Annotated in this window: 11 protein-coding genes and 1 riboswitch; of the genes, 2 read left to right on the top strand and 9 right to left on the bottom strand. The window is 42.9% G+C overall.

Annotated elements, in window-relative coordinates; all coding sequences use genetic code 11:
• Positions 1 to 34: 34 nt before the first annotated feature.
• Entirely contained in the window at positions 35 to 871 is an 837-nt protein-coding gene (locus CW740_RS05560) for a hypothetical protein (protein ID WP_106646599.1), read from the bottom strand.
• 191 nt (positions 872 to 1,062) lie between these two features.
• Between CW740_RS05560 and CW740_RS05555 the strand changes: the two genes are divergently transcribed.
• Positions 1,063 to 3,483: an acyl-CoA dehydrogenase gene (locus CW740_RS05555; protein WP_106646598.1), complete on the top strand. Its 2,421-nt coding sequence runs from the start codon at positions 1,063 to 1,065 to the stop codon at positions 3,481 to 3,483.
• A gap of 214 nt (positions 3,484 to 3,697) precedes the next feature.
• Positions 3,698 to 4,999, top strand: a complete 1,302-nt coding sequence (locus tag CW740_RS05550; RefSeq protein ID WP_106646597.1) for an amidohydrolase — start codon at positions 3,698 to 3,700, stop codon at positions 4,997 to 4,999.
• Between the two features lie 52 nt (positions 5,000 to 5,051).
• On the opposite strand, the gene CW740_RS05545 is transcribed toward CW740_RS05550, so the two are convergent.
• The 8 genes from CW740_RS05545 to CW740_RS05510 all read right to left on the bottom strand — a co-directional run bounded on the left by CW740_RS05545 (position 5,052) and on the right by CW740_RS05510 (position 11,907).
• Positions 5,052 to 5,888, bottom strand: coding sequence for a phosphotransferase (locus CW740_RS05545; protein ID WP_106646596.1), 837 nt, complete (start codon positions 5,886 to 5,888; stop codon positions 5,052 to 5,054).
• Complete coding sequence (pnuC, locus tag CW740_RS05540) at positions 5,866 to 6,477, bottom strand: nicotinamide riboside transporter PnuC (RefSeq protein ID WP_106646595.1); 612 nt, start codon at positions 6,475 to 6,477, stop codon at positions 5,866 to 5,868. Before pnuC ends, CW740_RS05545 begins: the two co-directional genes overlap by 23 nt.
• Before the next feature lie 37 nt (positions 6,478 to 6,514).
• A complete protein-coding gene (locus CW740_RS05535; RefSeq protein WP_106646594.1) occupies positions 6,515 to 6,766 on the bottom strand; it encodes a hypothetical protein in 252 nt (83 codons plus the stop codon).
• A 19-nt stretch (positions 6,767 to 6,785) separates the two neighbouring features.
• The gene (locus CW740_RS05530) at positions 6,786 to 8,978 is read right to left on the bottom strand and encodes a TonB-dependent receptor (protein ID WP_106646593.1); all 2,193 of its coding nucleotides are present in this window, start codon (positions 8,976 to 8,978) and stop codon (positions 6,786 to 6,788) included.
• 149 nt (positions 8,979 to 9,127) lie between these two features.
• A riboswitch (TPP riboswitch) is annotated at positions 9,128 to 9,257 on the bottom strand.
• Between the two features lie 236 nt (positions 9,258 to 9,493).
• Positions 9,494 to 9,871, bottom strand: a complete 378-nt coding sequence (locus tag CW740_RS05525; RefSeq protein WP_106646592.1) for a hypothetical protein — start codon at positions 9,869 to 9,871, stop codon at positions 9,494 to 9,496.
• An 88-nt stretch (positions 9,872 to 9,959) separates the two neighbouring features.
• A complete protein-coding gene (locus CW740_RS05520) occupies positions 9,960 to 10,367 on the bottom strand; it encodes a hypothetical protein (protein ID WP_106646591.1) in 408 nt (135 codons plus the stop codon).
• Between the two features lie 60 nt (positions 10,368 to 10,427).
• Positions 10,428 to 11,198: an alpha/beta hydrolase family protein gene (locus tag CW740_RS05515; protein WP_106646590.1), complete on the bottom strand. Its 771-nt coding sequence runs from the start codon at positions 11,196 to 11,198 to the stop codon at positions 10,428 to 10,430.
• Between the two features lie 121 nt (positions 11,199 to 11,319).
• Positions 11,320 to 11,907 (bottom strand): hypothetical protein, encoded by a 588-nt coding sequence (locus tag CW740_RS05510; protein WP_157826397.1) that lies wholly within the window; start codon positions 11,905 to 11,907, stop codon positions 11,320 to 11,322.
• Positions 11,908 to 12,011: the final 104 nt, after the last annotated feature.

Here is a 12,011-nt window from a genome sequence, read left to right as displayed (position 1 = left end):
TAAACGATTGAGCTATTGTCGCTTAAATTAAAGACTATGACAATTTCCAGAAATCGTGCGGTGCTCTAACTTCGCCAAGATACTTGGCTACAGGCTTATAGAAGTCTTTATCTTCCCAGTAACCGGTATGGCAAGCTGGATTCCAAGAAGTCGCAGCGCTACCAACGTTAATTTCGATATCTTCGTCAACTGCTTGATTGTAATCTTCACTAACGTTTTTCAACGGATAGGCAACCACATCATCTTTATCGTAGAAATTAAGCCACTTAACGCGATCTTTCAATCCATCTTCAAGTGCCTTACCAACTTTTGGCATTGGGCCGTGGAAATCATCATGATGTGCAGAATATACGCCTAGCGGACTGGCAAAAGTGATAATACCGGCTAAGGTCTGGAAACTCTCAAAAGGACTAAAATCTGCGCCATTATTAGCAAGGTCATGGATATAGTCGGACATGATCACCGAACCAAAAGAATGAGCCATTAACACCATCGGAGTTGAATCAGTATCAACATGACGATGAGTGGCAAACTTGGCCAGGCTTTCTTTGATTCGACCATGAATCGCTTCATAAAGACCGCTATCACTGCCTTTACGGTAACTTAACCCCAAACGCATAAAATCTACAAACATGTTACGAACACCCTGATAGGTCAGTTCGTTACGGTAATCTAACTGCTTAAGCAGCTCGCCATGTTCATCTTTAACCAGATCGCCCCAGTAGATTTCGTGGAATAACAGGTCATCTTCCATACGGTTTTCAGGGTCACCCTTCAGGTACTCCTGAACAATTCGATGTTTTAACTCAACAGAGAAAAATTCCTTCTCGGATCCAATGCCGTGAATAATAGCTACAGCTAAACGTTTCATTTCCCGCTCCTCAATTTATCTTTATATTTTGTTCACGCCTATATTGTTACAACTGGTCTTTGAGTTCAAGCAGTTACAAACTTTGAAACAAAAAAATCACTCTAGCAAAACTGGTACGATGTGTTATTCTAGGGTGATAAGTTGTTCACACATTCTTTATTGATAGATATCCATAAAAGGTAGGTTATTCCATGAATTTGCTTATCCTCACAATCGTTCTACTGGTAGCTCTCGGTATCGCGCTGTACCACCGATTGAGCCTGCTGGTAACGACTTTGGCACTGGCTGCTATTTTAGTGCTTTACAGCCTTCAAGTGTCTATTCCTTATGTTCATTGGGTGATATTTCTAGCTATCGCTATCCCTTTGAACTTAAAGCCAGTTCGTAAAATTATTTCCAGTAAGCTACTTAATGTATTTAAAGGCATCATGCCGACTATTTCCGACACAGAACAGGAAGCGCTTGACGCTGGTACTGTCTGGTGGGAAGCGGAAGTATTTGGTGGTAAGCCAAACTGGAAGCGCCTGCATGATGTTCCACCAGCAAAGCTTACTGAAGAGGAGCAAGCCTACCTAAACGGCCCGGTTGAAGAACTGTGTAAGATGATTGATGACTGGACTATCTCGGAATATGACCGCGATATGCCACCAAAAATGTGGGAATACATTAAGAAAAATGGCTTCTTCAGTTTTATCATCCCTAAAGAATACGGTGGTCTTGGCTTTTCTTCCTACGCTCAGTCACAGGTTCTGACTAAGATTAACTCTTGCAGTGCAACCGTTGGAAGTATCGTATCAGTACCTAACTCATTGGGCCCTGCGGAATTACTTCTGCACTATGGTACTGAGGAACAGAAAAAACATTACCTTCCTCGCCTGGCCAGTGGTGAAGAAGTGCCCTGCTTTGCATTGACTTCAGTGGAAGCTGGTTCTGATGCAGGCGGCATTCCTGATAAAGGCATCATCTGTAAAGGTGAATGGAATGGTGAAGAAGTTTTGGGCATGCGCCTGACCTGGAACAAGCGATATATCACGCTTGCACCAGTGGCCACCCTACTCGGCCTGGCCTTCAAGCTTTATGATCCAGACGGCTTATTGGGTGATGAAGAAGATCTAGGTATTACCTGCGCCTTAATTCCAACAGATACCTCTGGGGTTAATTTTGGTCGTCGCCACCATCCAATCAGCACTCCATTCCAGAATGGCCCTACAACTGGTAAAGATGTGTTCGTGCCGCTAGATTATATTATCGGTGGAGCAAAGAACGCCGGTATCGGTTGGCGTATGCTGGTTGACTGTCTTTCTGCTGGTCGTGCTATTTCCTTACCATCAGGCGCAACCGGTGGCTCGAAAGCAGTTGCGTACACCACTGGTGCCTATGCTCGCATCCGTAAACAGTTCAAAGTCCCTGTGGGCTACATGGAAGGCGTGATGGAAGCATTGGCCAGAATCGCGGGTAAAACTTATCTGATTGATGCAGTTCGAACCTTTACCGCAGCGGGTATCGATACCGGTGAAAAACCATCGGTCGCATCAGCTATAGTCAAATACCATACCACCAATATGTCGCGTGAGATCGCTACTGACGGTATGGATGTTCATGGTGGTAAAGCAATCATTATGGGCCCTAAAAACTATATGGCTAAGGCTTATCAAAGCGCTCCAATTTCCATTACAGTTGAAGGCGCTAACATTCTGACCCGTAGCTTGATCATTTATGGTCAAGGCTCGATTCGTTGCCATCCTTACGTACTCAAGGAAATTGCCGCCACACACAATCCAGACACCAAACAGGCCGTCAAAGATTTTGATAAGGCATTATTTGGCCACTTAGGTTTTGCAGCCAGTAACAAGATTCGTACCTTCTGGTTAGGTTTAACCAGCAGTCGTCTGGTGTTTAAACCAAAGTCTGACTTTACCGGTCGTTACTATCAACATCTAACACGCTTCTCGAGCACTCTGGCATTCCTATCGGACGTCACCATGGGCGTGCTGGGTGGCGAGCTTAAGCGTCGTGAAATGATCTCGGGCCGTCTTGGCGACATGTTGAGTTATATGTACATTGCTTCATCTGTACTCAAATTCTATGACGATAAAGGTCGACCAGAGCACGACCGAGACATCGTTAAGTGGTCACTAGATTTCTGTATGTATCAGACCCAGATGGCAGCTGATGGAGTTCTTCGTAACTTCCCTATCGGATGGTTAGGCAAGGCACTAAGATTAGTGGTCTTCCCACTGGGTATGCCAGTTTCAGCACCTTCTGATAAGCTGCAGCGTAAAGTGGCTCGTCAATTACAAGAGCCAGGTGCAATGCGTGAAGAACTAACCCACGGCATGTTTAAAACTGCTGCTGAGTTCAACAATGCTGCTGAAGTTGATCGTGCTTTACGTCTTCAGTTAAAAATTGAACCACTGGTCAAGAAAGTAGCCAGTACTTTAGGCGTCAAACCTGATAATCACGAAGTAGTCATCTACGCTGAGCAAGCTAAGAATGACGGTATCATCACTCAAGATGAATACGACCTGATCATTGAAGCTGAAAAAGCTCGTCTTGATATCGTAAACGTTGATGACTTTGCCCCAGAAGAAATGGTGCATAAAAAAGTTTAAACATGTAACGCCCCTTGTAACAAGCAACACCCCTCAAAAGGCGTCCGATTGGGCGCCTTTTTTTACATCGAAGAATAGGCAACATCCTCACATAACATTGATTCTCCAAACATAACAATCATTCTTTATGCATGACTCAATAGATAAATCACATTTGCATTAAGTGGCAAAAAAGGCCAAACTGAACGCGCTTAAAAATTGAGGACCCCTTTTTATGAAGTTTATTGTCAGCATACTAGTAGCAGGGTTTTCGCTATCCCTTTCCGCGCAGGACGCCCAACAGATTATCGCCGAAAAGGCCGATACCATTGAGCCAAAAGTCATAGAATGGCGTCGCCATCTCCACCAGAATCCAGAGCTTAGTAATCGCGAGTTCGAAACCAGCAAGTACATTGAAAAGCATTTACGTGAGCTAGGCCTTGAAATAGAAACAGGCGTTGCTCATACCGGAATTGTTGCTGTACTCAAAGCTGGCAAGCCTGGTCCTGTTGTAGCATTACGTGCTGATATGGATGCTCTGCCTATCAAAGAGCGCAACGATCTTCCCTTCAAATCTACTGCTATTGGCGAATACCTTGGAAAAGAAGTGCCAGTCATGCACGCCTGTGGTCACGATACCCACGTAGCTATGTTAATGGGCGTTGCTGAAATTTTAACCAGCATGAAAGATGAGCTTCCGGGAACCGTTAAATTTTTATTCCAGCCAGCCGAAGAAGGCTCCCCTCCTGGTGAAGAAGGCGGTGCCGAACTGATGGTTAAAGAAGGTGCTCTAAAAAATCCTGACGTTGATGTGGTCTTTGGCCTACATATCTGGGCAGGTATTAATGTTGGTGAAATTGGCATCAAGTCAGAAGGCCTGATGGCCAGCGTCGATGACTTTAAAATCACTATCAAAGGTAAAGGTGCACACGGTTCAACGCCATGGCTTTCAGTTGATCCTGTAGTAACCTCCGCTCAAATCGTAAACAGTTTGCAGACTATCGTTAGTCGCAGCATGCCGCTGACTCAACAAGCATCAGTGGTCAGTGTTGGCGCAATTCATGGCGGTGTTCGTTCAAATATCATTCCTGAAGAAGTAGAAATGCTTGGTACTATCCGCGCATTGGATGAAGCAGATCGAAAAAATATCGCAAAGCAGGTGAAAGAAAAAGCCGAATTGATCGCCAAAAGCATGGGCGCAACCGCTGTCGTTGAACTGCCCTACTCTAGTTCGCTACCAGTAACTTATAACGATCCAGAACTAACGGCCAAAATGATGCCTACACTCGAAAACGTTATTGGCAAAGACAATATTCATATTGTTAATCCAGTAACTGGGGCTGAAGACTTTTCTATCTTCGCTAACGAAGTTCCTGGCATGTTCTTCTTCCTTGGTGGTAAGCCTGTAGATAAGCCACTTAGTGAAGTAGCACCACACCACACTGCAGATTTCTATGTGGATGAAGCTGGTATGAGGGTTGGAGTTAAAGCTTTATCGCATTTAGCGATAGATTATTTGAATAGTCACTCAGAGTAAGCATTAAAGCCATATAAATATAAAAAGGTACTCCTTGGAGTACCTTTTTTGATCAAGCATTACCAATATACCAAAGCTCAGTGATAATTCTGTACAAGGCTTTCATCGCTTCTAGCTTTTCCAAATCCACCATCATCTGCGACTGCCTATGATACTCTTCGACTAGCTCCTGCTCCTGGCGATCGGAAAGCTCAAAGTTGCAGATAATTCCCGCCAGTTCAAACAATGGATCGCTTAAAGCAGCATACTCCCAGTCAACCAAAAAAAGCTGGTGTCCAGACAGCAAGTTGCCAGGCGAGATGTCATTATGACAACAATGGGATGCCTCGAAAGAATCGACTAACTTCTGCCCTTGTTCATACAACACTTCTGAGCGGAAAGGATCGGCGGTTTTATTAGCTCTTGCAATTTCATAATATTTCGCAAGATGCATTTTCATATCAAGCTCTGGCAACGATAATTCAGAATGATGCAACTCACTCAATAAACTACTTAAATCAACTATCAAATCGGGGTTGTTAAAATGCTGGCTCACTGTCGGGCTCGCATATAGCCAGACCGAAACACGGATTTCTTCATTATCCAGCAAACACTTTGGAAGCCACTTTGAAAGCGCTGGATTCTCGCTAACCAGTCTTGTCTGAGAACGATAAAAACCGCCTGGTAGCTGCTCAACTTTTGTCTGATCGACCAATTGAACAAAGTAATCTTGGAAAGTAAGACTTAATTTAAAATTAGAATTGGTATCGCCCTGACGCAATAATTGCCAATTAGCTTGGTTTGCACATTGAGCAACAGTATCCGGCTGCAGTTTGTTTAATAACTCAACCAATTGCTGCCAGCAGCTATTTGAGTATTGCCACCACTCAGGCGGTTTTCTGTTGGGCATAATGCTTCTTCCACTCCAGCCAGCCGACAATGGCCATGACTGTATAAGCTATAAACAAGATTGCAGTTATCAGCAAACCTTTTTCCCAATATAAAAACACTGACACAAAGTCGATCACAACCCAGTACAACCAGTTTTCCAGCACCTTCTGCGCTAATAGATAAGTAGTAAACACTGCAAACCAGGTTGTGAATGAATCAACATAGGCAAAATCCTGGGTCGTGTAATTATCCAGCAAATAACCACTAATCAAGACGACTATAGATAGCCCAGCTATCCAAGCCAAATGCACTTTCAATGACCAACGACTAATGGACTTGTCGTTCCCTCGTTTACCGGTAAAGCGCCATTGATAGAAGCCGTAAACGGCCATCAACAAATAATAAACGTTAAGCAGTGACTCCATGAACAAATTCACGTCATAGAATAATGCCGTGTAAATCGCCGTACTAAAAAAAGCAGCAACCCAGCACCAGATATTTTCTTTAATCGCTAATAGAATATATGCAATAGCCAAGGCAACCGCCAGCCACTCCCAGTTTGAAGTAGCCGCTACTTGCTGGCCAAAGGTTTCAAAGAAGCTACTCATACAGTTTTACTATTCTTTTCTCTGTTAACTGGGTCTACTAATCGGGCTTAACATCGCTGTTCAAAAACTTGGCTACAAACACCTGCTTGCCATAAGTTTTGAATGAGTATTCTACGGTTTCATTAACCACTGCCATCACAGATTCAAAGTCACCAAAAAGCTGCGTGCTCATGGTATTAACGATAGCCTCAACACGCTTATCCCCCATCAGACGTTCAACAATATCCTGAATAATCGGCAGGAATTGATCATCAAGAGGATACAAGCTTAATTCAACTGAAATCTTCATTTCACCAATCCCTCAATATTTAAAAGTTATAGGCAGCGCGAACACCAACAATTCTTGGTGTACCATACTGAAAATAAGGTTCGGTTTCATAAAACTTTCGCGGATCATTGCCGAAGCTACCAAAACCTCGATTAACGACAGTTTCATCCGTCAGGTTACGGCCATAGAGTTCAACAAGCCAATTAGCATCCTCATAAGTCAACGCCAGGTGCCACAACTGATAGTCCTCCGCTTTAACCTGATGACGATCAGACAGGTAAAACTCATCCTTAAATTCAGTTTGCAGATTCAAACTCCAATATTCATTGAAATAGAAATCAGCACCAGCAATCCATTGCAGCTCTGGTGAATGAGCCAATTCGCGACCCGTTAAATCATAAGGCACAGGTGGATTAGCAGTTAAATCCGCTAATACATGAGTAAAACTCTGCAAATCTTCAAACTTAGTTTTAAGAATCCCTACAGAACCGTACAAACGCGCCCAATCTGATGAACGCCAATTCCACTCAACTTCAGCACCATAGCTTTTTGCACCACCAGCGTTGATATTGTAATCGGTAAAATTACAAGGACACTCGCCGCCTTCCTGTAACGTTCGCCCATCAGCCTGCGAGGTGACATAAGATTGTTTGGACTGGATATCATCACGGTTTTGATAGAACACAGACGCCTGCAACGTTAATCCAGCATCAGGCCACAAACCTTTAACCCCTAGTTCATGATTGAGCATGTATTCTGAGTCATATTCACGCTGTGACTCCGGTAATTCCTGTGCAGTATTAAAGCCTCCTGCTTTATACCCACGCGATAACAAGGCATAAAGCATAGCCTGTTCGCTGGCCTGATACTCAAGCGAAACCTTACCACCCCAGAAGGTCTCAGAACGATCATCCGCAAATGGCTGGTTATCAATATAATCAGCCGACTGGCGTTCGAAACGTGCACCGGTTGCCAAGGTCCAATCATTAATCAATGGAATGTCCAACTGTCCATAAAGCGCGGCATTACGCGTATCGTACTGATTTCTGAAATCGACAGGGTTGAAAGTATATTGACGTAACAGGTCAACCGACTGATCGCGAAAATATGCACCAACCACCCACTGATTCGACGAAGATTGATTAGACAAGGTGTCAGTGCTGCCCTGCCCACCAATCAGTTTCACATCCAGACTCAGATTACGGTTATCTCTTAAGAAGCGATCAAATGACGAATACCACCAATCAAAGCCCCAGTCATCGCTATCACACGGCGTGTCTTCACAAATTCCAGTATGACTCCAGTCTTCGTCGTAAGCATAATCTAGCTCGCTATCAGCAAATGACAAGGTGCTTTGCAGTTTGGTCGTGTCCCAGGCCCATTCAGCAATAAAGGAAGCGCCTATGGTTTCCTGGCGATCGTGCCCTGGCTCATCAGAGTAAGTCTGGCGTGTGTTATCAAGACTAAAAGCGTCATAACCATTGTCCACATCGACCAGAATCAGATTTGAGGTCAAAGAAAAGTCGTCACTGGGTTGGTAAACCAAACGAGCCTTCATGCTCGATTCATCGATATTCTGGGTATCATCACGACCGAGGAAAATGTTATCGGTAAAACCGTCGCTACGATACTGCCCCACCGCGAAACGGTAACCCCAGGCATCCGACAGCTGATCACTGCTTATCAAAGAAGCGCTGCGACCATTGTAAGACTCAAAAGAACCGGAAACTTTGAGCAAGTCTTCCTCAGGCTCAGCAGATACCATATTCACAAGGCCTGCCAATGCATTAGCACCATAAATCGTCCCCTGTGGCCCGCGTAGGATCTCAACCTGTTGCGTATCAAGCATCAAGGCACCGCCAGCGATACCCGTCATATCAATGCCATCAACAATCACACCCACCGAATAATTCACCGGCTCAACAAACTCACTGCGCTCGCCGACGCCACGGATCTGAATAAAGCGACCACGAGACGCACCCGTTGCGAAATTAACGTTTGGCGCTAAATTGAAAATATCAGACACATGATGAGCATTGTTCCGACGCGCCGTTTCGCTATCGATCACAGTTACGCTCGAAGGCAAGGTCAAGGGACTCTCAGTCAAATGCTCTGCATTAATCACCAGAGTCTCAATGTCATCATCACTCTGCTCTTCAGCAACAGCACCAAGCGACATCGCCAACAGACTGGCCAAGATTAAAGGTTTAAAAGAACGAATAGCGTGTTTCAAAGGACAACTCCACATAGCACAATATTGTTGGGGTATGCAGAGTAACAACAGAAAAGACAGAAAATTGAAGCAGTTAAGCTAACTTGACTGAATCCCTGTCAATGAATGGCTTGAAATCTAGAAAGGAAAAGCCAGAATCCCAAAAAGCACATTTTCTGAACTCCCTGTCCCTACGCCGGCATAACCCGGATCAGGTTCTAAGGGTCTGGCGCTCAAGCAATCAAAACTGCAACTGCATCGAGCCTCATCTCAGGCTAAAAGCCACCCCTCGGGAATGGGTGTCATTATACACGTCTTAAAAACAAACAGCGAATGTAAAGATAGTTGGTTATTGCAGGACTTAAAAGGTTGTCATCTGACCCACAAGGATGTGGGGAATTCACTGGTAATTCTTAGAGAATTGCCTGCCTAAACTGTGACCGAAGGGAATACCTTTAGGTAATTCAGGATCTGCGTCGCGACGTACCATTTTTGTTGAGGTTTGTGTGAGTCTAAAACTTTAAGCAACCGCTAATTCAATAAGGGCATCCACTTACTACAGTTATTAGCTCAACTTCTCCGGATATATTTATGCTTAATAGCTTTCCAAAAACACCTGCCTCATTATCTCGAACCCCTACTGAATAAATAAAATCCCTGCTAGATTCTAATGTATCATGACCTTGAAGAGCTAATACGCAATAATAATCTTGTGGCACACCGTAACGGTTATCTGTGCACTCTATTAACTTGGTAATATTGGGGGAGCAAGATGAGTCAGTCAAATCGATTTCATCAAGAATAATACTGACATACTCTTCAGGTACATCTCCACGTTCAAATTCAGGAATAGTACTACAAGAAGAAACGGTGAACAGAAATATAGATAACATTATTACTTTATTAAGATTCATTTTAATCCTTTTTGATAGGTGTCTTAGTATGCGTCGTGGCTTAGGGTCATCCCCATGGATGCCCTACTTCTGTTTGGCTTACCAATCTTTAATGAACTTCAATAAAGCTACCTTTAACGTTATGTTTAAATCCAAACCTCTCTCGCATTAACTCCATTTGAATGATTTGTTCGCCAGTATCGACTTCAAACATGATGTTATGAGGTTTACTCGAATCCTGAAGCCTTTCGCTGAGTAGCGCCCCACCATCTTGAGCCAAAGAAACACCATCCATACTAACTAAAACCCAACCGGATTTTAGACCTGAACGAAAGGTTTCGGAGTGCTGGGATATTAACAAAACTTCCAAACCATGGTTTGGTTGCTCTTTATAAATAATACCCAATGAATACTGCTGCTGGAGCCATTCTTCTGTTGATTCTCCCGAATGAGTACCTGAATGATTTGCGCAAGCAGATAGAATTAATGCAGCTAACAATGTAGAAATTATTTTCATGGAATGACCCAAACAATAAAAGCCCCAGCTAATGTATTACGGCACTCTTTAAAAAACAAACTATTCGTATATGTATTCAATATTATTTTGAGCTAAAGAACGCCTTGCTTCATTAGACTCTGTCGCTGCGATTTGAGTTAAACACTCTGCCAGTTTTGCTTGCTCATGCTGTGCAACGGGGCCACCGCTTGAGCAGCCGATGGATGTATAGGTCTGAGAAGCTTCACGAGAAGGTGCTCGAAGTGCTTTGAGGATCTCGCCGTGCTCCACTACTGACACACGCTTATTCTCAATGCTGTAACCATTCGCACTGAACCTCGGTGAGGTATTGAATACATAAGCTTCAACGTTTTCGCGTTTGAGTGAAATCTCTAGAGCAATACCGCCTCCTAACGAATGGCCAGTGACAATAATGGTTTCGTCACTCCCCTTTTCTTGTCGAATCGTATCAAACAATTCCAGGCCTCGATCATTCTGGCTACCCCACAAGTTGCCATACCACCAGTCCTTGAAATTAGCGCCCTCTGTTCCTCGAAAGACAATAATGGTTAGATCATTTCGAGTATTTTCATAAATCGAATAGGCAAACCCAATATCATCATTGTCTTTTTTGGTGACTAGCTCATAGTTGGTAGGCAATTTAAATTGATAGGCATCATTGTAAGTATTGGCCGACATTTGAGCGTAAAGGTAGGTTTCTGTAGCCGTGGCACGAATCTGATCGCACCACTTTGAATGATGGTCACAACCCGTAAGCTCTTCTTTTGTATAGTCCATTATTGCGCATGAAGATAATAAAAAACCTAGTCCAAGAAATAATATATATTTCATTCCTTTCTCCTTGCTATATGGTGCTTCTTAATATCAGAGTGTTCTTCTTATATAATTAATTTACTCTGACCCCATTATTTCTATAACTACCAATTAATTCAAAATTCAAAATTAAATATAGTCATGAACACTCTTCAAGCTTCTCGATTTCATAAATAGAAATATCGCTAATTTCATCTCTGCTGTAGTGATACTTATTGTTTTTTAATAGTTTCACTTTAAATGTTTTATTATTTACACAAAGCTTCCACTTGGATCCATCTTTGTAAAATATTCCTTTCTCATGGTAACTAATATATCCTACATATTTGTGGTCATCTTTCTCCAAAATTGATCCATCGACTAGTTTAAAGATATTGTCATTAAAGCTATCGACTTCTACATGGAAAGCTTCAGTGTTATCTCTTTTCTTTTTTTCGATACTTTCATAAAACTTTAATTGATTTGGGCTCTTTAACTCTATAATTGCAAGAGGGATAAGTTCTTTTTTGCTTTCATCTAAAACAGATTTTATTGGGATGCAAACCCCTTCCAATAACCTATCTTGCTCATGCTTCCCCATAAAATACGATGTTTTACATACACCTTTATTAGCAAGGTACGCACCAACTATATCGGCGTATTTCCCTCCGTATGAATACGAGCAAAAGAATAATGTTAAACAGCCGTAGAATACAATTTGCTTTAATTTAGTCAGATAATTAGACATAACATGTTCCATTACAAATAAATCAAACCAGAGTACGCCTTGTACACCTAACCTACCCTTACACCATTATTTTACTGTATCTTTAACGCACAGTTGTGTGATAG

The organism is Kangiella profundi (assembly GCF_002838765.1).
In the GTDB taxonomy this organism is placed as follows: Bacteria; Pseudomonadota; Gammaproteobacteria; order Enterobacterales; family Kangiellaceae; genus Kangiella; species Kangiella profundi.
This window is presented reverse-complemented; position numbering and strand designations above follow the sequence as displayed.

Coding starts and splice junctions, on each gene's coding strand:
- CW740_RS05525 (WP_106646592.1), bottom strand. CDS start 9,871: ATGAATCTTAATAAAGTAATAATGTTATCTATATTTCTGTTCACCGTT.
- CW740_RS05550 (WP_106646597.1), top strand. CDS start 3,698: ATGAAGTTTATTGTCAGCATACTAGTAGCAGGGTTTTCGCTATCCCTT.
- CW740_RS05510 (WP_157826397.1), bottom strand. CDS start 11,907: ATGTCTAATTATCTGACTAAATTAAAGCAAATTGTATTCTACGGCTGT.
- CW740_RS05545 (WP_106646596.1), bottom strand. CDS start 5,888: ATGCCCAACAGAAAACCGCCTGAGTGGTGGCAATACTCAAATAGCTGC.
- CW740_RS05515 (WP_106646590.1), bottom strand. CDS start 11,198: ATGAAATATATATTATTTCTTGGACTAGGTTTTTTATTATCTTCATGC.
- pnuC (WP_106646595.1), bottom strand. CDS start 6,477: ATGAGTAGCTTCTTTGAAACCTTTGGCCAGCAAGTAGCGGCTACTTCA.
- CW740_RS05560 (WP_106646599.1), bottom strand. CDS start 871: ATGAAACGTTTAGCTGTAGCTATTATTCACGGCATTGGATCCGAGAAG.
- CW740_RS05535 (WP_106646594.1), bottom strand. CDS start 6,766: ATGAAGATTTCAGTTGAATTAAGCTTGTATCCTCTTGATGATCAATTC.
- CW740_RS05555 (WP_106646598.1), top strand. CDS start 1,063: ATGAATTTGCTTATCCTCACAATCGTTCTACTGGTAGCTCTCGGTATC.
- CW740_RS05520 (WP_106646591.1), bottom strand. CDS start 10,367: ATGAAAATAATTTCTACATTGTTAGCTGCATTAATTCTATCTGCTTGC.